Annotated in this window: 18 protein-coding genes and 1 riboswitch; of the genes, 3 read left to right on the top strand and 15 right to left on the bottom strand. The window is 73.6% G+C overall.

The window, feature by feature from the left end; genetic code table 11:
• Positions 1-104: 104 nt before the first annotated feature.
• The 7 genes from ACZ3TI_RS09200 to ACZ3TI_RS09170 all read right to left on the bottom strand — a co-directional run bounded on the left by ACZ3TI_RS09200 (position 105) and on the right by ACZ3TI_RS09170 (position 8,111).
• Positions 105-761: a class I SAM-dependent methyltransferase gene (locus ACZ3TI_RS09200; protein ID WP_465725044.1), complete on the bottom strand. Its 657-nt coding sequence runs from the start codon at positions 759-761 to the stop codon at positions 105-107.
• Positions 762-860: 99 nt separating this feature from the next.
• Positions 861-1,400, bottom strand: a complete 540-nt coding sequence (cpt, locus tag ACZ3TI_RS09195; RefSeq protein WP_465725042.1) for a chloramphenicol phosphotransferase CPT — start codon at positions 1,398-1,400, stop codon at positions 861-863.
• A gap of 30 nt (positions 1,401-1,430) precedes the next feature.
• Entirely contained in the window at positions 1,431-2,813 is a 1,383-nt protein-coding gene (locus tag ACZ3TI_RS09190; protein WP_465725040.1) for a cobyrinate a,c-diamide synthase, read from the bottom strand.
• A 4-nt stretch (positions 2,814-2,817) separates the two neighbouring features.
• Entirely contained in the window at positions 2,818-3,423 is a 606-nt protein-coding gene (gene cobO / locus ACZ3TI_RS09185) for a cob(I)yrinic acid a,c-diamide adenosyltransferase (protein ID WP_465725038.1), read from the bottom strand.
• 5 nt (positions 3,424-3,428) lie between these two features.
• Positions 3,429-5,543, bottom strand: a complete 2,115-nt coding sequence (locus ACZ3TI_RS09180; protein WP_465725036.1) for a putative cobaltochelatase — start codon at positions 5,541-5,543, stop codon at positions 3,429-3,431.
• A gap of 46 nt (positions 5,544-5,589) precedes the next feature.
• Positions 5,590-7,128 (bottom strand): cobyric acid synthase, encoded by a 1,539-nt coding sequence (locus tag ACZ3TI_RS09175; protein WP_465725034.1) that lies wholly within the window; start codon positions 7,126-7,128, stop codon positions 5,590-5,592.
• A complete protein-coding gene (locus tag ACZ3TI_RS09170; RefSeq protein ID WP_465725032.1) occupies positions 7,125-8,111 on the bottom strand; it encodes a cobalamin biosynthesis protein in 987 nt (328 codons plus the stop codon). Before ACZ3TI_RS09170 ends, ACZ3TI_RS09175 begins: the two co-directional genes overlap by 4 nt.
• Positions 8,112-8,255: 144 nt before the next feature.
• Positions 8,256-8,387, bottom strand: a riboswitch (cobalamin riboswitch).
• Positions 8,388-8,585: 198 nt separating this feature from the next.
• Between ACZ3TI_RS09170 and ACZ3TI_RS09165 the strand changes: the two genes are divergently transcribed.
• From ACZ3TI_RS09165 to ACZ3TI_RS09155, 3 genes are all read left to right on the top strand, one after another.
• Complete coding sequence (locus ACZ3TI_RS09165) at positions 8,586-9,266, top strand: helix-turn-helix domain-containing protein (RefSeq protein ID WP_465725030.1); 681 nt, start codon at positions 8,586-8,588, stop codon at positions 9,264-9,266.
• Between the two features lie 165 nt (positions 9,267-9,431).
• Entirely contained in the window at positions 9,432-10,544 is a 1,113-nt protein-coding gene (locus tag ACZ3TI_RS09160; protein WP_465725029.1) for an alpha/beta hydrolase family protein, read from the top strand.
• 597 nt (positions 10,545-11,141) lie between these two features.
• The gene (locus ACZ3TI_RS09155) at positions 11,142-12,467 is read left to right on the top strand and encodes a hypothetical protein (RefSeq protein ID WP_465725028.1); all 1,326 of its coding nucleotides are present in this window, start codon (positions 11,142-11,144) and stop codon (positions 12,465-12,467) included.
• A gap of 135 nt (positions 12,468-12,602) precedes the next feature.
• Here the strand turns inward: ACZ3TI_RS09155 and ACZ3TI_RS09150 are convergent, their stop codons facing one another.
• The 8 genes from ACZ3TI_RS09150 to ACZ3TI_RS09115 all read right to left on the bottom strand — a co-directional run bounded on the left by ACZ3TI_RS09150 (position 12,603) and on the right by ACZ3TI_RS09115 (position 22,210).
• Positions 12,603-13,481 (bottom strand): CDP-alcohol phosphatidyltransferase family protein, encoded by an 879-nt coding sequence (locus ACZ3TI_RS09150; protein ID WP_030059975.1) that lies wholly within the window; start codon positions 13,479-13,481, stop codon positions 12,603-12,605.
• Positions 13,468-14,160 (bottom strand): phosphatidylserine decarboxylase, encoded by a 693-nt coding sequence (locus ACZ3TI_RS09145; RefSeq protein ID WP_465725027.1) that lies wholly within the window; start codon positions 14,158-14,160, stop codon positions 13,468-13,470. The genes ACZ3TI_RS09150 and ACZ3TI_RS09145 overlap by 14 nt, the downstream gene beginning before the upstream one ends.
• 487 nt (positions 14,161-14,647) lie before the next feature.
• The gene (locus ACZ3TI_RS09140; protein WP_465725026.1) at positions 14,648-15,850 is read right to left on the bottom strand and encodes an acyl-CoA dehydrogenase family protein; all 1,203 of its coding nucleotides are present in this window, start codon (positions 15,848-15,850) and stop codon (positions 14,648-14,650) included.
• Between the two features lie 146 nt (positions 15,851-15,996).
• Entirely contained in the window at positions 15,997-16,500 is a 504-nt protein-coding gene (locus ACZ3TI_RS09135; protein ID WP_045704019.1) for a MaoC family dehydratase, read from the bottom strand.
• Positions 16,501-16,511: 11 nt separating this feature from the next.
• On the bottom strand, positions 16,512-17,474 hold the full coding sequence (locus ACZ3TI_RS09130) for an HpcH/HpaI aldolase/citrate lyase family protein (RefSeq protein ID WP_465725025.1): 963 nt from the start codon (positions 17,472-17,474) through the stop codon (positions 16,512-16,514).
• Positions 17,475-17,500: 26 nt separating this feature from the next.
• Positions 17,501-19,528 carry a protein meaA gene (locus ACZ3TI_RS09125; RefSeq protein WP_465725024.1) on the bottom strand — a complete coding sequence of 676 codons (2,028 nt, stop codon included), beginning with the start codon at positions 19,526-19,528 and terminating at the stop codon, positions 17,501-17,503.
• 11 nt (positions 19,529-19,539) lie between these two features.
• Positions 19,540-20,910 (bottom strand): crotonyl-CoA carboxylase/reductase, encoded by a 1,371-nt coding sequence (ccrA, locus tag ACZ3TI_RS09120; RefSeq protein WP_465725023.1) that lies wholly within the window; start codon positions 20,908-20,910, stop codon positions 19,540-19,542.
• 379 nt (positions 20,911-21,289) lie between these two features.
• On the bottom strand, positions 21,290-22,210 hold the full coding sequence (locus tag ACZ3TI_RS09115) for a TetR family transcriptional regulator (protein WP_465725022.1): 921 nt from the start codon (positions 22,208-22,210) through the stop codon (positions 21,290-21,292).
• Positions 22,211-22,238: the final 28 nt, after the last annotated feature.

Genomic DNA, 22,238 nt, shown 5'->3' with positions numbered 1-22,238 from the left:
GGTGGCGATCCACACCCGCCTGCGCTGCGCCCGCTGCCACCGCGGCGACGCTGTCAACGGCACCTTCGGCAACGGCGGCTGACCGGTCGTTCAGGGGCGGGCGCTCAGCGGTACGCGATCAGCGCGTAGCGCTCGTCGCGCACCGGACCGCCCCGCAGCCCGGCATCCCCGCTGAGCGGCTCGACGCGCACCTCGGACACCAGCGGCCGGACGGCTGAGGCGAGTTCCTCCGCCCCGACCCCGCCGGCCCACGGCAGCGGCGGCGCCCCGGCCGCGTACGGCGTCACAGCCTGCCCGGCCTCGCGCCACCGGCCCTCCACCAGCACCAGCCGACCAGCGGGGCGGAGCAGACCCACCCAGGTCCGGAGCGTCTGCTCGGGCTCGGGCAGGGTCCAGACCAGGTGGCGCGACAGCAGCACGTCGAACCGCTCGCCCCCGACCGGCGGCGCCGCCGCATCGCCCACCAGGAACCGCCCCGGCAACCCCGCCGCAGCCGACTTCGCCCCCGCGCGCTCCACCATCCGCGGTGCCAGGTCCACCCCCGTCACCCGGTGCCCGTCCGCAGCGAGCAGCACCGACATCGAGCCCGTGCCGCACCCCACATCGAGCACGTCACAACCGCCACCCGGCACCCACCCCCGAAGCCGTCGCACCCAAGCCGCCCGGACCGCCTCCTCCCGCACCCCGTGGTCGGGCTCCTCGTCGAAGGCCTCGGCGGCCGCATCCCAGTACTCGGCAATGGCACGGCTGGAGTCGCTCATGCCGGGCATCGTCGCAGGGGCCACTGACAGTCGGTGGTTCGTCGGAGCGTCCGGTCGGCCATGCGGGGGAGCGGGCGCGCCGAACTCCCGGCAGTACGGTCAGCTGCCGGACGCCGCGACCCGCGCGGCGATGACCCGCGCGCACTCGGCGGCGGAGGCCCGCGAGCTGTCCACCACCAGGTCGTACCCGACCCCCTCGTGCACCGCCTCCGCCTGCGCCGCCGCCATCCCGGCCACCCGGTCGCCGCGCGCGGCCTCCCGGGCGGCGGCCACCGCCGGGTCGCAGCGCACGCCGACCCAGAGCACCTCCAGGCCCGCCAGCGCTGCCCGCCAGCGGGTCTGCGAGGCCGTGGTGCCGAGGAACACCTCGTCCACCACGATCCTGGCGCCGGCCCGGGCCATCGCCGCCACCCCGAGCGTCCAGGCGGCGTCCAGTTCGGCGAAGACCGGCCCGACCTCGACCGCCCCGTCCCCGTCCGTCACGCCGCCGATGCCCTCGCTCCCGCCCAGCAGCGCGGGCGGCAGCGCGTCGACCAGGGTGTCCGCGCCGAGGTGCAGCCACGGCTGGGGCAGCAGCTCCTGCAGGCAGCGGGCGATGCTCGACTTGCCGGAGCTGGAGCCGCCGTTGAGGACGATCACATGGATGCGCGCATCCTACGGCGGCGCAGCTTACCGCGACCCCCCGTGAGCCGCCGCGGCGGCCGCGAAGGAGGAGGCCAGCGCCGGCGCGCCCGCCCAGTGCAGGTGCAGGTACGAGGCGTGCACGTTGCCCCCGGCGAAGCCCTCCGTGCGCGGTCCGGTCGGCAAGTGCCAGCCCCACGCGGGGTGTTCGCCCGCGCCCGGTTCGCAGACCGTGCGGTGGAACTCGTGTCCGCGCAGCCGGGTGCCGGCTGCCGCCAGCGGCGAGTCGTGCAGGGCGACCGCCTCCCGGTAGCCGAGGGTGAGGCGTTCGGTCATCCGGGCGTCGGCGTCCAGTACGCCGCACATCGGCAGGCCGTCCAACTCCCGCCCCAGGTAGAGCAGTCCGGCGCACTCGGCGGCGATCGGCCCGCCCGATGCGGCGAACCGCCCGATCGCCGAGCGCAGTTCCGCGTTCCCGCTCAACTCCCGCACGTACAGCTCCGGGAAGCCGCCGCCGATGACCAGCCCGGCCGTCCCCGCGGGCAGCGCGGTGGCGTGCAGCGGGTCGAAGGGGACGACCTCGGCCCCGGCCGCGCCGAGCAGTTCGGCGTTCTCGGCGTACGAGAAGGAGAACGCCGCGCCGCCCGCCACCGCGATCCGCGGCCGCCCGGCCACCGGGGTGACCTCGGCCGACGCGTCCCACGGCTCGGCGTCCAACTCGGGTGCGGTACGGGCGAGTTCGAGCAGGGCGTCCAGGTCCACCGAGGAGGCGACCAGGTCGCCCATGTCGGCGACCGCCTTCAGCGCCTCCGCCGAGCGCTCCACCGCCGGGATCAGCCCGAGGTGGCGGGACGGCGTGGCGACCGCCGCCGAGCGGCGCAGCGCGCCCAGCACCGGCACGCCGGAGCCCTCCTCCAGGGCCTCGCGCAGCAGCTGCTCGTGCCGGTCGGAGGCGACCCGGTTGAGGATCACCCCGGCGAGCCGCACCTGCGGGTCCCAGGAGGCGAAGCCGTGCACCAGCGCGGCGACCGAGCGGGACTGCGAGGAGCCGTCGACCACCAGCACTACCGGCGCCCGCAGCAGCTTGGCGACGTGCGCGGTGGACGCCAGCTCCCCGCGCCCGGAGGCCCCGTCGAACAGGCCCATGACGCCCTCGACCACGGCGACGTCCGCCCCCGCCGCGCCGTGCAGGAACAGCGGGGCGATCCGCTCGGGCCCGCAGAGGAAGGCGTCCAGGTTGCGGCCCGGGCGCCCGGCGGCGAGCGCGTGGTAGCCCGGGTCGATGTAGTCCGGACCGACCTTGTGCGGCGACACCGCCAGCCCGCGCGCGGCGAGCGCCGCGATCAGGCCGGTGGCGACGGTGGTCTTGCCGGCTCCGGAGGAGGGCGCGGCGACGACGAGGCGGGGGATGTTCACGGGGCTGGCGCTCAACGCTCTACCACTCGATGCCGCGCTGGCCCTTGCGGCCGGCGTCCATGGGGTGCTTGACCTTGGTCATCTCGGTGACCAGGTCGGCGAAGTCGGTCAGTGCCTCGGGCGCGTACCGGCCGGTGATCACGACGTGCTGGCTGCCCGGACGGTCCTTGAGTACGGCCACCACCTCGTCCGCGTCGACCCACCCCCAGTGCATCGGGTAGGTGAACTCGTCGAGCACGTAGAAGCGGTAGGTCTCGGCGGCGAGGTCGCGCTTGACCTGCTCCCAGCCCTCCTTGGCAGCCTCCTCGCTGGACATCTCCTGCTCGGCGGAGCGCTGGATCCAGGACCAGCCGGAGCCCATCTTGTGCCAGTCGACGGTGCCGCCCTCGCCGGAGGCGCCGAGCACGCGCAGCGCGTTCTCCTCGCCGACCTTCCACTTGGCGGACTTCACGAACTGGAACACCCCGACCGGCCAGCCCTGGTTCCAGGCCCGCAGCGCCATGCCGAACGCGGCGGTGGACTTGCCCTTGCCCGGGCCGGTGTGCACGGCGGTGATCGGCAGCGTGCGGCGTTGACGGGTCGTCAGGCCGTCGTCGGGAACGCTCTCGGGGACGCCCTTGGGCATGGGGATCAGGCCGCCTTTCGGATCGAGGTCGTACGGACGTCGCCGCGGCCGGCCGCGGGACGGTTCTCGCGGACGAGCGAGGCCACGCCCTCGGCGCGCAGCTCGTCCAGGCTGACGGCGGTGCCGCCGAGCTGCCCGGCCAGGGTGCGGGCCAGGCCAAGCCGGACCGGGCCGGACTCGCAGTCCAGCACCACGCTCGCGGTGCCCTGCGCGGCGAACAGCGCGGCCGCGCGGTGGGAGCGGGCGAGCGCGTCGCGCCCGCCGGTGGCCCGGCCGTCGGTCACCACGACCAGCAGCGGGCGCCGGCTGGGGTCGCGCAGCCGCTCGATCCGCAGCACCTCGTGGGCGCGCAGCAGCCCCTCGGCCAGCGGGGTCCGCCCACCGGTGGGCAGCGACTCCAGCCGGGCCGCGCCGACCTCCACCGAGGAGGTGGGCGGCAGGGCCAGCTCGGCGCCGGTGCCGCGGAAGGTGATCATGCCGATCTTGTCGCGCCGCTGGTAGGCGTCCATCAGCAGCGACAGCACGGCGCCCTTGACGGCGGTCATCCGCTGCCGGGCGGCCATCGAGCCCGAGGCGTCGACGACGAACAGCACCAGGTTGGACTCCCGTCCCTGGCGCACCTGTTCGCGGAAGTCGTCCTTCTGCAGCACCAGCGCCCGCCCGCTGCGCCCGCGCGCCACCTGGTGCGGCGCGGCGGCCTGCAGGGTCGCGGTCAGGTGCAGCCGGCCGAGCGCGCCCTGCGGACGGCGGGCGCGGATGGTGTGCCCGCCGGTGGTCTCGGCGGGGGAGCGACGGCCCTGGGCGCCGTGGCCGGTGCCGCGGACGGTGAACAGCTTGGTCCGGTACGGGTCCCCGGCCGCGGCCGGCGCCGACTCCCGTGCGGGCGCGGGGTGTTGGGCCGGGACGGGCTGCTGCGGCTGCTCGCCGGCGGAGTCGGTGTCCGCCGCGGAGGGCTCCGGGGCGCCGCCCTCGGACGGCTCGGGAGCCCCGCCGCCGTCCGGACCGCCGCCGTCGGGGCCACCGCCGTCCGGGCCGCCTCCGTCGCCAGGACCGTCGCCGTCACCGTCCCCGTCGCCCTCCGGCTCCGGCTCCGGCTCGTCCTGCCCGGCGTGCTCCTCCAGCGTCCGGTCCAGCTGCTCCTCGTCCAACCCCGGCGCGTCGAAGGGGTTGCGGCGGCGCCGGTGCGGCAGCGCCAGCCGGGCGGCCTTGCGGACGTCCTCCTCCAGCACCTCGGTGCGCCCGTCCCAGGCGGCGAGTGCGACGGCGGTGCGGGCCATCACGATGTCCGCGCGCAGACCGTCCACCTCGAACGCGGCGCACACGGCGGTGATCTGACGCAGCGCCATATCGGTCAGCTCGACCTTGGGCAGCAACTCCCGCGCGGCGGTGATGCGTTCGGCGAGCGCCCGTTCCTCCGCGGCGAACCGTGCGGCGAACCCGGCCGGGTCGGCGTCGTACGCGAGCCGCCGCCGGACCACCTCGGCGCGCTCCGCCGGGTCCCGGGTGGCGGCGATCTCGACGGTCAGGCCGAACCGGTCGAGCAACTGCGGCCGGAGCTCGCCCTCCTCCGGGTTCATCGTGCCGACCAGCAGGAACCGGGCCGCGTGCCGCACCGACACGCCCTCGCGCTCGACGTAGGAGCGGCCCATCGCGGCGGCGTCCAGCAGCAGGTCCACCACGTGGTCCTGGAGCAGGTTCACCTCGTCGATGTAGAGCACACCGCGGTGCGCCTTGGCGAGCAGCCCGGGCTCGTACGCCTTGACGCCCTCGGCCAGTGCGCGTTCCAGGTCGAGCGAGCCGACGATCCGGTCCTCGGCCACGCCGACCGGCAACTCGACCAGCTGGGACGGGCGTTCGTGGACTCCGGCGGCGGAGGCGTGCGGCCCGTCCGGGCACTGCGGGTCGGGGGCGGCGGGGTCGCAGGCGAAGCGGCAGTCGTCCACGGCGGCGATGGACGGCAGCAGGCCGGCCAGCGCGCGCACCATGGTCGACTTCGCGGTGCCCTTCTCGCCGCGCACCAGCACGCCGCCCACGGCCGGCGAGACCGCGTTCAGCAGCAGCCCGAGCCGCAGGTCGGCCATGCCGACGATCGCGGTGAACGGATAGCGGACGTCACTCATGCCGTGCCCCACTCCTGTCGTGCCCGGTCCTGCGGTCGTACCCGGCTCATGCGTCACTCCCAGGTGCCCCGGGCGCCAGGAACGGCAGCGATCCGGCCGCCGGCACCCCGCCCTCGATCAGCTTCCACAGCGCGTCGGTGTCGGCGTGCTCCTCGATCAGGTCGCCCAGCCGGTCCAGCCGGGCCTCGCGCGCCGCGGCGAAGGAGGTGTCCGGCGCCGGGACGAACGCCCGTCCCGCCAACTCGGCGACCTCGCGCAGGAATTCACGACGGAAGGCGTCGTTCTCCAGGACGCCGTGCCAGGTCGTGCCCCAGACCGCGCCCACCCGGCAGCCGTCCATGCTCCGCCCGAGGCCGTCGGAGACGAACGCGTCCCCGCCCTCGACCGCCACCACGCCGTGGTGGATCTCGTAGCCCTCGACCCGCTGTCCGTACGCCTCGCCGACCGGCCGCGCGAGCACCTTCCCGGCCCCGAACCGCACCTGCGTCGGCTGCAGGCCCAGCCCCTCGACGACGCCCGCCTTGGACTCCACCTCGTCGACGATCCCGCGCGCCAGCATCTGGTAGCCGCCGCACACCCCGAGGATCGGCAGCCCGGCCGCCGCCCGCGCCTTCAGCGCCGGCTCCAGGCCGCGCTCGCGCAGCCAGGCGAGGTCCGCCACGGTGGCCCGGGTGCCGGGCAGCACCACCAGGTCGGCGTCGGCCAGCTCCTCCGGCCGCGTGGCCCAGCGCACCAGCACGCCCGGCTCCTGCGCCAGCGCGTCCACGTCGGTGAAGTTGGACAGCCGGGGGAAGCGCACCACGGCCACCCGCAGCACGTCCGCCCCGAGCGGGCCGCGGCCGTCCACCCGGTCCACCACGGTCGACAGGTCCAGCGAGTCCTCGGCGTCCAGCCACAGTCCGGGCAGCATCGGCAGGGTGCCCAGCACCGGACGGCCGGTCAGCCCGTGCAGCATCTCCAGCCCGGGCGCCAGCAGGCGCGCGTCGCCGCGGAACTTGTTGACGAACCAGCCCGCCACGTGCCGCTGGTCCTCCGCCGACAGCAGCGCCAGCGTCCCGTACATCGCCGCGAACACACCGCCCCGGTCGATGTCCCCGACCACCACCACCGGCAGTCCGGCGGCCGTGGCCAGGCCCATGTTGGCGATGTCGCGGTCGCGCAGGTTGATCTCGGCGGGCGAGCCGGCCCCCTCGCAGACCACCACCTCGTAGCGGCGGCGCAGGTCGGCCAGGCACTCCAGGGCGCGCTCCAGCAGGACGGGCTTGCGCTCGCGGTAGTCCAGCGCGCCCACTTCGGCGACCGGCTTGCCCAGCAGGACCACCTGGCTGCGGCCGTCCGCGCCGGGCTTCAGCAGCACCGGGTTCATCGCCGCCTCCGGCTCCACCCGGGCGGCCTGCGCCTGCATCGCCTGGGCGCGGCCGATCTCGGCACCGTCCAGGGTGACGAAGGAGTTCAGCGACATGTTCTGCGCCTTGAACGGCGCCACCCGCACGCCCTGGCGGGCCAGCCAGCGGCAGATGCCGGCCGTGACCACGCTCTTGCCCGCGTCCGAGGTCGTCCCCGCGACCAGCAGTGCGTTCGTCATGCCCTTCCCCTCTTCCCCAGGAGCGCGCGCAGCAGGACGTGCCCCGCGACCGTCGTACCCAGCGCCAGCGCGCCCACCCGCCGCGAGAGCGTGCAGGCCCGCTCGATGTCGTCCACCGTCACCGGCCGCAGCTCCGCCCCCAGTACCGGCCGGTGCTCCACCCTCGTGCCGTACCGCAGCGTGCCGCCCAGCCGTACGCCCACCGCGCCGGCGAAGGCCGACTCCGCCTGGCCCGCGTTCGGGCTCGGGTGCGCGGAGCCGTCGCGCCGCCAGACCCGCCAGGCCGTCCGCGGTTGCGGGGCGGCGGCCACCGTGAGCAGCGCCGTCAGCCGGGCGCCCGGCCAGCCCGCCAGGTCGTCCAGCCGCGCCGAGGCCCAGCCGAACCGGGCGTAGCGCGGCGAGCGGTGGCCCACCATGGCGTCCAGGGTGTTCACCGCGCGGAAGGCCAGCAGCCCGGGCGTGCCCGCGAGGGTGCCCCAGGCGAGCGCGTTCACCACGGCGTCGGCGGTGTTCTCGGCGACCGACTCGACCACCGCGCGGGCGATCTGCTGCTCGTCCAGCGCGCTCGGGTCACGCCCGCACAGGTGTGGCAGCCGCTCCCGGGCGGCCGCCAGGTCGCCGTCCTTCAGCGAGCGGCCGACGTAGCGGGCCTCGCGGGTCAGCGAGGTGCCGCCGAGCACCGTCCAGGTCGCGGCGGCCGCCAGCGCCGCCCGGCCCAGCGGCCGCCGGCCCACCGTACGGTCCAGGGCGAGCGCGCCCGCCGCGACCGCGCCCACGCACAGTGCCGTGTACCCGGCCCCGGCCGCACGGTCGTCGCGCCACAGCCGCCGCTCCAGGCGGGTCGCGGCGCTGCCGAAGGCGGCCACCGGGTGGCCGCGGCGCGGGTCGGCGAAGCGGGCGTCGGCGGCGTAGCCCGCGGCGGCGCCCAGCGCGAACGCGGCGGCGTGGGCGAGCGGTCGCGAGGTCAGTGCGCGGACGGTCATCGGCTGGACGCCGGAAGACGACTCGGCGTGGAGCCGAACGAGGCGGCAGGACAGCTCGGAGTCCGGCGTGGCGGTGGGGCAGCCTGCATCGCGTGCGTGTCCTCACTCAGGGTCCGCGCCCTGGATCGACGTAGCGGGGGCGAGAGTCTCCTGGCTTCCGGGTCGGACGCACCCCCGGGGCCTTCCAGCGGCTTCTGACGGCCCGCCGTGGCGATAGTTCCGAGCGTGCTCCCCGGTGACAGTGGCGGGACCGCGCCGGACTCGCACCGGCTTCCTCTCCATGCCTCCGATTGGCCCCAGGATCCCATCACGGGCCAGAACCGGGAGTCAACCGAGGTCACGGAGGGGTTGGTCACACGGGCGACCCCGCTGACACCCTGTGGGATCGCCCAGCGGAGCGCCGCCCCCGGACGTGCCGCTTCGTGCGTTCGGGTGCTGGGGGGCGCGCCGGGTCCGCGCCTACCGTTCGGTGGCATGCGTCGCAGAAAGCCCCCCGCCCCACCGCCCCCGGTGCCGTTCTCGCCCGCGGCCGCCCGCGCCCACCGGGCCGGCCTCGGCCTGACCCCCGAGCAGGTCGCCGAGGGCATGGCCGCGCACGGCGTCCGACTGCTGCCCGCCCACGTCCTCGCCTGGGAGAGCGGCGAGCTGCGCCCCAGCGAACCGGAGTTCATCGCGCTCGCCCGTGCCCTCTGGTGCCCCGCCGCCCAGCTGATGGGCACCCGCCCGGTCCGGCTGCGCGACCACCGCATCGCCCGCGAACTCGGACAGGCCGCCGTCGCCGACCGCACCGGCACCACCCTCGACGCCTACCGGGAGGCCGAACTGACCGGCCACTGGGACGGCGACGAGGAGCAGACCCGCGCCCTCGGCGAGGTCCTCCACCTCGGCCTGCCCGAACTCGTCGAGGCCACCGGCCGCGCGGGCGCCCTCGACCACCTCCTGCGCCAGTGCCTCGGCGGCCGCTGGCAGCCCCAGCTCCACGCCCTCGCCCGCATCGTCCCGGCTCCCGCCGACGCCCTCGCCGACGTCCTCGCCGCCCTCCACCAGGAGCACCACGTCCCCACCCACTGGGGTGCCACCACCCGCGCCGCGCCGCCCCCCGCCACCGACTCCCTCACCCCCCGCTTCTGGCACCTCCTCACCGAGGCCCTCTGATCTCACCGTCGGCGCTCCCCGACACGCGCCGGGCCCGCTCCCCGACACGCGCCGGGCCCGCTCCGCGTGACCCGGACGGTCCAGCCCGGTGGCCGGGCGGGCGGGGCGCCGGTGGACTGGTGCACGAACACCGTCCGGTCCGTGACCGAGAGAGCGGGGAACGATATGCGCTGGGGAACCGCTGCCGTCGTGGCGGCCGCCGCCGTCGGGGCCGGGGCCGTCGTCCTGGTGATCGGCCGGCGGGCGTCCGAGCGGATGGTCCGTCCGGTGACCGACGGCCAGGAGTCCGGGCCGGTCCTGGTCCGGAGCCTCGGCGCCGGGCGGATCACCTTCAGCCGCGGCCCGGAGAGCCTGCACCCCGGCCGCTGGGCGGTCGAGTGGGCGGACGGCGGGCACGCGGTGGTCGAGGAGGTCCTGCACAGCGACGAGCAGGGCGTCACCCGTCGGCTGGTCCGCGCCGACCGGGGCACCCTCACCCCCGGCACCGAGGTCCGCTTCACCCCGCGCGTCCACCTCGGCGACCCGACCCGGGCGCTCGGCCTCGCCTACACCGAGACCGCCGTGGACGGCGAGCTCGGCGCCCTCCCCGCCTGGTACCTCGAGGGCAAGCGCGGCACCTGGGTGGTCCTGGTCCACGGCCCCGAGGCCGACCGACAGCAGACCCTCCCGGTCCTGCCGGTCCTCGACCGCCTCGCCCTGCCTGTCCTCGCCGTCACCTACCGCGGCGACGAGGGCGCCCCCGCCTCCCCGGACGGCTACAGCCACTTCGGCGAGACCGAGTGGCGCGACGTCGAGGCGGCGGTACGGTTGGCGCTCGACAACGGGGCGGGCCGGGTGATCCTCTACGGCTGGTCGGTCGGCGCCACCATGGTGCTGCAGACGGCGGCGCGCTCCGCCTGGTCGTACGCCATCAGCGGGCTGATCCTCGACTCGCCGGTCCTCGACCTGCCGGCCAGCGCCCGGCGCGACGCCGAGCGGCTCGGCTTCCGCGGCGCCGCCGCCGAGCTCGGCGCGCTCGCCGCCCGGGGCCGCACCGGCGTCGACCTCGCCGACTTCTCCCGCATCGCCGAGGGCACCGACCTGCGCGTCCCGACGCTCCTGCTGCACAGCCCGGCGGACCGGATCTCCCCCTTCCGCAGCGCCCAGCACCTGGCCGCCGCCCGCCCCGACGTGGTCAATCTGCAGGCCTTCCCCGGCGCCGACCACGCCGCCCTCTGGAACAGCGCCCCCGACTACTACACCGAGCTCCTCCGCCGCTGGCTCACCCCCCTCCTCTGAAGTCCTCCGGAGTCCCCTGAGCTCCCCCCGACCGCCGGCCGGGCGTGAGAAGTCGGGCCCGCCGACTTCTCACACCGCAAGATCGCCGCGGCTCGCCCGCCATCCGTCCGGATCCGGGCTGGACAGTCCCCTCGGACGCGGACGGCGGCGCCGCCGTCCGCCGCGATCGCCCCCGCAGTCAGGGGCACAATTTGGCCCCCTTGGCCGACCACCGCCACCACACTCCGTGACCGTTCGAACGGGCCCAGCAACCGTCCCGGCCCACCTGGCATGAGCAGGCCACACGTTTCCGGCCAGGCGGTTTGCCTCTGTTGCCCGATCTTGCGGAGGTGCCGTCGCCGGTCGTCCGGTCGTACGGACAACCGGATGTGACAGAAGGCCGGTACAAGGGGAAGACTGCTCGACGTGACGTCTCGGAACCCGCGCGACCGTGATGCCCCGCTCCCGCCTCCGATCGGTACCGGTGCGACGGTGACCCGTCTCCCCGGTACGGCCCACCGGCCCGCCGGTGGCAGGCCGGGCGGGGCGGGTGTACCCCGTAACGGCGTACCCCGGCGGCGGGGGCCCGCGCCGGCGCCCGGGCGGGGCAGGGTTCCCGTGCCGGAGGGCTTCCCCGCGCCGGCCGAGCTGGCGCCGCTGGCCCGTCGGATGCTGGTGGACGCCGTCCGGATCGCCCGCTGGGCCGGGGAGCTCGAGGAAGTCGACAAGCGTGGCGAGCTGCTGCCGGAGGACGCCCGTACGGCGGGCCGGGCGCTGGCCATGACGGTCGGCGCCGCCGCCAAGGCCTGGGGGCAGGCGCTCCTGGTGGGCCTGGTGGAGGCCCGGGACGCCGGTGCCGGCCCCGGCTGGCGCCTGCACGCCTGGGAGCACGACGACGAGGCCGTGGTGCGGGGCTGGTCGGCGCTGTTCGACGCCTGGACCCTGCTCGCCCCGGTGCCGCCCGCAGCGCTGCGCGGCGTGTTCGCCGTGCTGGCCGGGCAGGCCGTCGACCAGGCCCCGCAGCTGCTCTCCTTCCTGCACCTGGTGGACGGCCCGGTGGCCGAGAGCGAGCTGCTGGAGCTGCTGCGCCGCGGTCTGGACGAGCGCCGGGTCGGCGGCGGGGCCGGCGGTCCCGGCCTGTCGCCGGTGCCGCACGCCGCCTCCGCGGTGTCGGCCGTCCGCGGCACCTGCCGGGAGCCGCAGATCGACACCCCGGCCGCTCCCTCGGACGTCGCCGCCGTCCTGGACTGGATGCTGGACGGCCTGGCCGCCGTCGGCGCCCTGACGCGCAGGAACGACGCCGCGGAACTGTCGCCGCTCGGCCACTGGGCGGTGCGGGCGAAGCTGGAGGAGATCTGCACGGTCGCCCAGACCGCGGCCGGGCACATCGAGCAGAGCGCCTTCGAGCTGCTGAACGCCTGCGCCGACTACTCGCCGGGCCCGGCCCGCGCCGAGTACCGAGCCTGGGTCGCGGCGCGGCCGGCGGACCGGGCGGTGGCCGAGCTGCTGGACGCGGCGCAGGGCGACGACGCGCTGGTGCGCGGCCTCGCCTTCGAGGCGCTGCGGGTGGCCGGCGGACCGGCCGAGCAGGCGGTGCGGGCGTCGGTGGACGAGCCGGTGCTGCGCCCGTACGCGCTGCTGTGGCTGGCGGAGCGAGCGGACGAGGGGGTCTCCCCGGCGGACGTGCTGGGCGCGGACGACGCGGCCTGGCTCTGGGTGGACACGGCCGCCGCGGTGCTCGACCACGGCGAGACGGAGCTGCTGGTGGGCCACGTCGAGGGCGCCTCGGCGGGCGATCCGGTGCGGCTGTTCGCCCGGGCCCGGCAGTCCGGGCACCCGCGGGCGGCCTCGGTGCTGTCGGCGGTCTCGAGCGTGCACCCGGACCCGGGCGTGGCCAGAGCGGCCCGCCGCTCGGCGTTCAGCGTCCACACCGGCGGCGCGTAGCCGGCGCAGGCACGAACGGCCGAGAACGACGAAGAACGGCTGGAACGAAGAACGGCCGAGACGGCATAGAACGACGAAGAACGGCGAAGGGCCCGGAACCGATCGGTTCCGGGCCCTTCGCCGTGAGACGGGAAATCAGCCGAGCCGCGACTCCGCCCGCCGGGCGCGGACGTCGCCGACCTTCTGCCCCACCTTGCGGCGGATGACCAGCAGCGGCGCCATCGCGGCGAGCGTGATCTGGGCGAACGCGCCGACGTGCATCAGCGCGTCGCCGCCGGGCAGGCCGGTGGCCCAGGCGGCCAGGCAGCCGATGGAGACCACGATCCAGCAGAGCGTGGCGGTGGCCAGCAGCCCCTGCGGCTTCGGGTACTCGATCCGGCTGACCATCAGGTACGCGGCGCCGAAGATGGCGAGCAGACCGGGCAGGAACGGCGGGTCGAGCAGCACGATGGCGATGACCGTCATCGCGCCCATCGGGCAGGGCATGCCCTGGAACACCCCGGGCCGCATCTTGACGGCCGAGAAGCGGGCCAGCCGCAGCACGACGGCGAGCAGCACGGTGATCGCGATGAGCGCCGAGAGCTTGCTGTTGGAGCCCTGGGAGACCATGCCCCAGACCGCGACGAAGTAGGCCGGCGCGATGCCGAAGCTGATCAGGTCGGCCAGGTTGTCCAGTTCCGCTCCGAGGGCGGAGGAGCGCAGCTTGCGCGCCACCAGGCCGTCGAAGAGGTCGCACATCGAGCCGATCAGCAGCAGCGTGACCGCGGTGGCGGCGCTGTGCCGGTCCGGAGCGGCGTCCGGGTTGGTGATGTGCGGGACGAGGACCCCGGTGGTGATCGAGTAGATCGCCAGGAAGCCGCAGACGGCGTTCCCCAGGGTCAGGAAGTCGGCGGTGGACAAGTGCTGCGGAGAGCGCGGGGCGCGCAGCTCGCGGTCGCGCGCCCAGCGGCGGCGGCGCAGGGCCGTCTCCTCGTCGTCCAGGCCGACGATTGTCTCAGGATCAGTCACGGTCAAGGCGCGTCACCCCGGCTGTGGTCTTCTGGCCGACCTCGACGCCGACCTCGACGCCGGCCGGCAGGTAGGTGTCGACCCGGGACCCGAACCGGATCAGACCGATCCGGTCGCCCTGCTCGACCTTGGTTCCGGCGTCCACGTACGGCACGATGCGGCGGGCCACGGCCCCCGCGATCTGGACCATCTCGATGTCGCCGAGCTCGGTGTCGAAGTGCCAGACGACCCGCTCGTTCTGGTCGCTGTCCTTGTTGAACGCGGGGACGAAGCCGCCCGCGACGTGCTCGACCGACGTCACCGTGCCCGGCAGGGGCGCGCGGTTGACGTGGACGTTGAGCGGGCTCATGAAGATCGCGACCCGGGTGCGGCCGTCCGGCCAGGCGTCGATGCTCTGCACCACGCCGTCGGCGGGGGAGATCACTCTGCCCGTGCCGATCTCACGCTCGGGGTCGCGGAAGAACCACAGCATGCCCGCGCTGAGCGCGCAGGCGGGTACCGCCGCCAGGGCCCACTTGCCGCTGCGCCGGGTGAGGGCGGTGGTCACGGCGGCCGTGGCGAGGGTGGGGACGAACCAGGGGGTGGCTCCGCGCGCGATGGTCACGCGGGGTCGCCGACCGGCCGTCGTGGCTGCGAGGGCATCGCGGTCCGTGACGGAGTGGTGAGGGGACGGGCTGATGGGCATCGAAGACCTTTGTCGCGGGGGATCATGGCCGCTGGACGGGGGCCACCGCGGGATCGGTAATAGAGGGACGGCTTGCTGTCCCGGTGGATGCTATCGGGAGCACACGGTGGGTGGGCAACCCGCCTGCTCGTTCATGTGTCCGGTGGGAGCGCGTCCGCGCGTCCACCTCTACGACCGTAGCTCGACCCGGTCCGGTTCCCAAGGGACCGCACACGGCTGGTGAGACTTGTCTCAACGGCACGCGGACGGAACCCGCCGGGGGAAACGGCCGCGGCGGCCGGAAGCGGGTGTACGGAAGCGGCCGCAGGGCGCGTTGTCGCAGCTATACGCCCTGCGGCCGCTTCCGGAGGGCCGTGCCGGACCCTGGCGGACCAGGCCGGGCCCGTGACGGGGCACGGCGCTCCGCCGGGACGGGCCCGCACGCCCGTCGACCGGCGGTTCGAGGGGGCCGCCCGGTGACGTGGTCCGTCGGCGGGCGGCCCGGGGATCACTCGGCGATCCGGTACTCCTCCAGGAGCCGGCGTCCGACGATCATCTTCTGGATCTCCGCAGTACCTTCACCGATGAGCAGCATCGGGGCCTCGCGGTAGAGGCGCTCGATCTCGTACTCCTTGGAGAAGCCGTAGCCGCCGTGGATGCGGAAGGCATCCTCGACGACCTCCTTGCAGTACTCGGAGGCGAGGTACTTGGCCATGCCGGCCTCGAGGTCGTTGCGCTCGCCGCTGTCCTTCTTGCGGGCGGCCATGACCATCATCTGGTGGGCGGCCTCGACCTTGGTGGCCATCTCGGCGAGCTTGAACTGGATGGCCTGGTGCTCGGCGATCTTCTTGCCGAAGGTGGAGCGCTGCTGGGCGTAGGAGATGCCCAGCTCGAAGGCGCGGCGGGCGACGCCGCAGCCGCGGGCGGCGACGTTGACGCGGCCGACCTCGACGCCGTCCATCATCTGGTAGAAGCCGCGGCCCGGGACGCCGCCGAGGATGCGGTCGGCCGGGATCCGGACGTCCTGCAGCACCAGCTCGGTGGTGTCGACGCCCTTGTAGCCCATCTTCTCGATCTTGCCGGGCACGGTCAGGCCGGGAACCTTGGGGTTCGGGCCGAAGCCGGCCTCCTTCTCGATCAGGAAGGTGGTCATGTTCTTGTACGGGGAGCTGCCGCCCTCGTCGGTCTTGCAGAGGACCGCGACGAGGGTGGAGGTGCCGCCGTTGGTGAGCCACATCTTCTGGCCGTTGAGGACGTAGAACTCCCCGTCCTTGACGCCCTTGGTCGAGATGGCCGAAACGTCGGACCCGAGGCCCGGCTCGGACATCGAGAAGGCGCCGCGGATTTCGCCGGCCGCCATCTTCGGCAGGAAGTAGTCCTTCTGCTCCTGGGTGCCGTGGGCGTTGATCATGTGCGCCACGATGAAGTGGGTGTTGACGATGCCGGAGACCGACATCCAGCCACGGGCGATCTCCTCGACCACCAGGGCGTAGGTGAGCAGCGACTCGCCGAGGCCGCCGAACTCCTCGGGGATGGTGAGCCCGAAGAGGCCGAGCTGCTTCATGCCCTCGACGATGGCGGTCGGGTACTCGTCCTTGTGCTCCAGCTCGGTCGCGACCGGAATGATCTCCTTGTCGACGAAATCCCGCACGGTGGCGAGGATGTCCCGCTGGATCTCGGTGAGGCCGTCGGTCTGTGCGAGGCGTCCCATCGTGCGGCTCCGGAAAGGTCTAAGAGGGCGGGGGGGGGGATTGCGGGGGCCCTGCCGGCGTGGCTGCGGCAGCAGGGCCCCCGTTACCGGGTGGGGGTCGGCCGATGACGGCGGCCTGCCCCTCCGGGGTCTCGGGTGGAGATGGGTCAGGAGAGCGGGGTCGGGCGGCCGGGCTGCTCGCCGCCGCGCTCCTTGATGTACGTCTCGGTCGGCACCATCACCTTGCGGCGGAAGATGCAGACGACCGTGCCGTCCTGCTTGTACCCCTTGGTCTCGACGTAGACGATGCCCCGGTCGTCCTTGGACTTGGACGGCCACTTGTCGAGCACGGTGGTCTCGCCGTAGATGGTGTCGCCGTGGAAGGTCGGCGCGACGTGGCGCAGCGACTCGATCTCCAGGTTGGCGATCGCCTTGCCGGAGACGTCCGGGACGGACATGCCGAGCAGCAGCGAGTAGATGTAGTTGCCCACCACGACGTTCTTGCCGAAGTCCGTCGTCTTCTCCGCATAGTTGGTGTCCATGTGGAGCGGGTGGTGGTTCATGGTGAGCAGGCAGAAGAGGTGGTCGTCGTACTCGGTGACCGTCTTGCCGGGCCAGTGCTTGTAGACCGCGCCGACCTCGAACTCCTCGTAGGTGCGTCCGAACTGCATGGCTCAGGCCCTCAGCTTTCCGGGATCTCGAACTTGGTGGTGCGCTGCATGCCGGCGGCCCGGCCCTTGCCGGCGATGACCAGGGCCATCTTGCGGCTGGCCTCGTCGATCATCTCGTCGCCGAGCATCGCGGAGCCCTTGGCGCCGCCCGCCTCGGAGGTGCAGTAGTCGTAGGCGTCGAGGATCAGCTCGGCGTGGTCGTAGTCCTCCTGCGAGGGCGAGAAGATCTCGTTCGCGGCGGCGACCTGGTCCGGGTGGAGCACCCACTTGCCGTCGAAGCCGAGCGCGGCGGAGCGGCCGGCGACCTCGCGGTAGCCCTCGGCGTTGCGGATCTGCAGGTACGGCCCGTCGATCGCCTGCAGGTCGTTGGCGCGGGCGGCCATCAGGATGCGCATCAGGATGTAGTGGTAGGCGTCGGCGCCGTAGCCGGGCGGCTGCTCGCCGACGACCAGGGACTTCATGTTGATGGAGGCCATGAAGTCGGCGGGGCCGAAGATGATGGTCTCCAGCCGGGGCGAGGCCTCGGCGATGGCGTCGACGTTGATCAGGCCCTTGGCGTTCTCGATCTGCGCCTCGATGCCGATCTTGCCGACCTCGAAGCCCATGGTCTTCTCGATCTGGGTGAGCAGCAGGTCGAGCGCCTTGACCTGCTCGGCGTCCTGGACCTTGGGGAGCATGATGCAGTCGAGGTTGGGGCCGGCGCCCTCGACCACGGTGATCACGTCGCGGTAGGTCCAGTGCGTCGTCCAGTCGTTGACCCGGACGACCTTGGTCTTGCCGCCCCAGTCGCCGTTGTTCAGCGCGTCGACGATGTTGTGGCGGGCGCTCTCCTTGACCAGCGGGGCGCAGGCGTCCTCGAGGTCGAGGAAGACCTGGTCCGCCGGGAGGCCCTGGGCCTTCTCCAGGAAGCGCGGGTTGCTGCCCGGTACGGCGAGGCAGGAACGGCGGGGCCGGAGGCGGTTCACGGTAGTCATGAGGGTGGTTCTGTCCTTCCCAGTGGTCAGCTGGTGGTCGCGGGTGCGGGCGTCCAGGGCTGGAGCTTGTTGGCGAGCCGGATCTCGTCCACGATCCGGCCGATGATGGTCGTGATGCCGAAGTCCTTCGGGGTGAACACGGCGGCGACGCCGGCGGCCTTGAGGGCCTCGCCGTCCGCTGCCGGGATGATGCCACCCACGATCACCGGGACATCCTGCACCCCGGCGCGGTCCAGGCGCTTGAGGACGTCGGGCACCAGCTCGCAGTGCGCGCCGGAGAGGATCGACAGGCCCACGCAGTGGACGTCCTCCGCGACGGCGGCGGAGACGATCTGCTCCGGGGTCAGCCGGATGCCCTGGTAGACCACCTCGAACCCGGCGTCGCGGGCCCGGACGGCGATCTGCTCGGCACCGTTGGAGTGTCCGTCCAGGCCGGGCTTGCCGACCAGCAGGCGCAGCTTGCCGGCGCCCAGCTCCGCGGCGGTCGCGGCGACCGCGGCGCGGACCTGCTCCAGCTCCCCACCGGGCTCGGCGGCCACGGCGACGGGCGCTCCGCCGACGCCGGTGGGGGCGCGGTACTCGCCGAAGACCTCGCGCAGGGCGAAGGACCACTCGCCGGTGGTGACGCCGGCGCGGGCGCAGGCGAGCGTGGCCGGCATCAGGTTGGCCTCGGTGGCGGCGACGGCCTTGAGCTCGGCCAGCGCCCGCTGGGCGGCGGCCTCGTCGCGCTGTCCGCGCCAGGCCTCCAGGGCGGCGAGCACGGAGCGCTCGGAGGCCGGGTCGACCACCATGATCGCGGTGTCGAGGTCGGCGGTGAGCGGGCTCGGCTCGGTGGTGTCGAAGCAGTTGACCCCGACGATCTTGTCCTCGCCGGACTCGATCCGGGCCCGGCGGGCGGCGTGCGAGGCGACCAGGTTGGACTTCAGGTAGCCGGACTCGACGGCCGGAATGACCCCGCCCATCTCCAGCACCTTGGCGATCTCCGCCTCCGCGCCGGCCAGCAGCGCGGCGGTCTTGGTCTCGATCACCTCGGAGCCGTTGAAGATGTCCCCGTACTCCAGCAGGTCCGACTCGTACGCCAGCACCTGCTGGATCCGCAGCGACCACTGCTGGTCCCACGGGCGGGGCAGGCCGAGCGCCTCGTTCCAGGCGGGCAGCTGGACGGCCCGGGCGCGGGCGTCCTTGGAGAGGGTGACGGCCAGCATCTCCAGGACGATCCGCTGGACGTTGTTCTCCGGCTGCGCCTCGGTCAGGCCGAGGGAGTTGACCTGGACGCCGTAGCGGAAGCGGCGCTGCTTGGGGTCGGTGACGCCGTAGCGCTCCAGGGTGACCTTCTCCCACAGCTGGGCGAAGGCGCGCATCTTGCACATCTCCTCGACGAAGCGCACGCCGGCGTTCACGAAGAAGGAGATCCGGGCGACCACGTCGCCCATCCGCTCGGCGGGCACCTGGCCGGAGTCGCGGACGGCGTCGAGCACCGAGATGGCGGTGCACATCGCGTACGCGATCTCCTGGACGGGTGTGGCCCCGGCCTCCTGCAGGTGGTAGCTGCAGATGTTGATCGGGTTCCACTTGGGGATGTTGCCGACCGTGTAGGCGATCATGTCGGTGATCAGCCGCACCGACGGGCCGGGCGGGAAGACGTGCGTCCCGCGCGACAGGTACTCCTTGACGATGTCGTTCTGGGTGGTGCCGGTGAGCTTGGCGATGTCGGCGCCCTGCTCCTCGGCGACCACCTGGTAGAGCGCCAGCAGCCACATCGCGGTGGCGTTGATCGTCATGGAGGTGTTGGTCTGCTCGAGCGGGATGCCGTCGAACAGGGTGCGCATGTCGCCGACGTGGCCGACCGGGACGCCGACCCGGCCCACCTCGCCGCGGGCGAGGATGTGGTCGGAGTCGTAGCCGGTCTGGGTCGGCAGGTCGAAGGCGACGGACAGGCCGGTCTGGCCCTTCGCCAGGTTCCGCCGGTAGAGCGCGTTGGAGTCGCTCGCGGTGGAGTGGCCGGCGTAGGTGCGCATCAGCCAGGGGCGGTCGCGCTTCTGGGGCTCTGTCATCGGGGTGCGCCTCACACGTTCCGGCTGTGCTTGTTGTTCCGCTCGTCGAGCTCGCGGAAGAGGTTGATGGCGTCGATGTGCTTGGCGCGGAACTCCGGGTCGGTCACGCCCAGGCCCTCCTCGGGGGCCAGGCAGAGCACGCCGACCTTGCCCTGGTGCTTGTTGTGGTGCACGTCGAGGGCGGCCTGGCCGGTCTCCTCCAGGGAGTAGACCTTCGACAGGGTCGGGTGGATCTTGCCCTTGGCGATCAGGCGGTTGGCCTCGAAGGCCTCGCGGTAGTTCGCGAAGTGCGAGCCGACGATGCGCTTGAGCGACATCCACAGGTAGCGGTTGTCGTACTGGTGCATGTAGCCGGAGGTGGAGGCGCAGGTGACGATGGTGCCGCCCTTGCGGGTGACGTACACCGAGGCGCCGAAGGTCTCGCGGCCCGGGTGCTCGAAGACGATGTCCACGTCCTCGCCGCCGGTGAACTCGCGGATCTTGGAGCCCAGGCGCTTCCACTCGCGCGGGTCCTGGGTGTGCTCGTCCTTCCAGAACTTGTAGCCCTCGGCGGAGCGGTCGATGATCGCCTCGGCGCCCATGGCGCGGCAGATCTCGGCCTTGGCGTCGTTGGAGACCACGCAGATCGGGGTGGCGCCGCCGGCCAGCGCGTACTGGGTGGCGTACGAGCCGAGGCCGCCGCTGGCGCCCCAGATCAGCACGTTGTCGCCCTGCTTCATGCCGGCGCCGTTGCGCGAGACCAGCTGGCGGTACGCAGTGGAGTTGACCAGGCCGGGGGAGGCGGCCTCCTCCCAGGTGAGGTGCTTCGGCTTGGGCAGCAGCTGGTTGGTCTTCACCAGGGCCAGCTGGGCCAGGCCGCCGAAGTTGGTCTCGAAGCCCCAGATGCGCTGCTCCGGGTCCATCATCGTGTCGTTGTGGCCGTCCGCGGACTCCAGCTCGACCGAGAGGCAGTGCGCGACGACCTCGTCGCCCGGCTTCCAGGCGTTGACCCCGGCGCCGGTGCGCAGCACCACGCCCGCCAGGTCGGAGCCGACCACGTGGTACGGCAGGTCGTGGCGCTTGGTGAGCGGCGACAGCCGGCCGTAGCGCTCCAGGAAGCCGAAGGTGGAGACCGGCTCGAAGATCGAGCTCCAGACGGTGTTGTAGTTCACCGCACTGGCCATGACGGCGACCAGGGCCTCGCCGGGGCCCAGCTCGGGCAGGGCCACGTCGTCGAGGTGAAGGGACTTGCGGGGGTCCTTGTCGCGGCTGTCGAGGCCCGCGAACATCTGCTCCTCGTCCTTGTGGAGCGTCACCGCTCGGTAGGACTCGGGGAGCTTGATCGCCGCGAAGTCCGCCGACGTGCTGTCGGTGCTGAGGATCGCGTCGAGGATTTCCTGCATGGCTGCCTCCGAAGGCGTACCTGTGTGAGGGTCACAGGGCGTCTGGGGGAGCCGGGAGCGGACACCGGCTTCGCTGAGGTGGGTGGTGGGTGGGTCAGGCTGGGCACCCGGTGTGGACCGGGCCGTGCTGGCACTGCTCCCGGGGTGTGGGAACGCCGGACGACGGCGCGCCGAGGTGGGGAGCCGCGGCGCCGCGACTGGTGGGTAACAAGGTAGTGGCACCCTGTGCCACTCGTAAAGACACCGGGTGTCAGGAATTCCGAGCGTCCGAAACGGGCCGAAACGACGCGTGACGCGCGCCCGGCGGGCATGCGAAAGGCCCGCGCCGACGAATCGGTGCGGGCCTTCGATACCGCTCTGACCTGCGTAAATGCTGGGCTTACGACTCCCGGGCGCCGCTCAGTGCGGCCCGGATGCTGTCCACCACGACGTCCAGCGGGACGTCCGTCCGGGCGACTGTGATGAGTACCTCACCTCCGGGGCTGGCACTCAGTGCGCTCTCCGCCACGATCTCACCGGGCGCCCCACTGGCACCGGGTGCCACCACTGATCCCCGGCGTCTGGCACCCGGGGCACTGGAGGCCCAGAAGGTCCGCCGGATCACCTCGAAGGAGTGGTCCAGCTGCGCCTCCACGTCCCCCCGGCCGCCGGCCCGCAGCCACCGCCGCAGCACGTGGTTGTGCGCCGCGACGACCGCCGCCGCCGACACCTCGGCGAGCATCGAGTCGTCCTCGCCGCCGCGCTGCCAGCCCGAGGGGATGGACTCGCCGGTGTCGAACCGGCCCAGCAGGTACCGGGTGAACAGCCGCTCGTAGCGCGCCACCACCGCGATCTCCCGCTCCCGCAGCGCCGGGACCTGGCGGATCAGCTGGTACCGCGCGACCGAGACCCCCGGGGTGGAGGCGTACATCCGCAGCACCTCCTTGATGCCGCGGCAGACCACATCCAGCGGGTGCTCCTCCGGCTCGGCGCTGGCCAGCAGGTCGGCCACCCGGACCAGGGTGTCGTCGTGGTCGGGGAAGATCGCCTCCTCCTTCGACCGGAAGTACCGGAAGAAGGTGCGCCGGGCCACCCCCGCGGCGGCCGCGATCTGGTCGACCGTGGTCTCCTCGTAGCCCTGCGAGGCGAACAGCTCCATCGCGGCCGTGGCCAGGTCCTGGCGCATCTGCTGGCGCTGCGCCGCCGCCCGGCGGCTGCCCGGCCCGCCCTCCGGCCCGGTGCCCCCGGTCGAGGGGGCCGTCCGGTCGGCGCCGTGCGAACCGGCGGGGTGCTGCGGGGAGGCTGACTGAACCCGATCCATGTCCGGAACGCTACACGGCCCCGCGGGC

The sequence above is a fragment of the Kitasatospora sp. NPDC023120 genome (assembly GCF_055560835.1).
The sequence above is the reverse complement of the archived record's forward strand: the minus strand, read 5'-3'. Positions and strand labels throughout refer to the sequence as shown.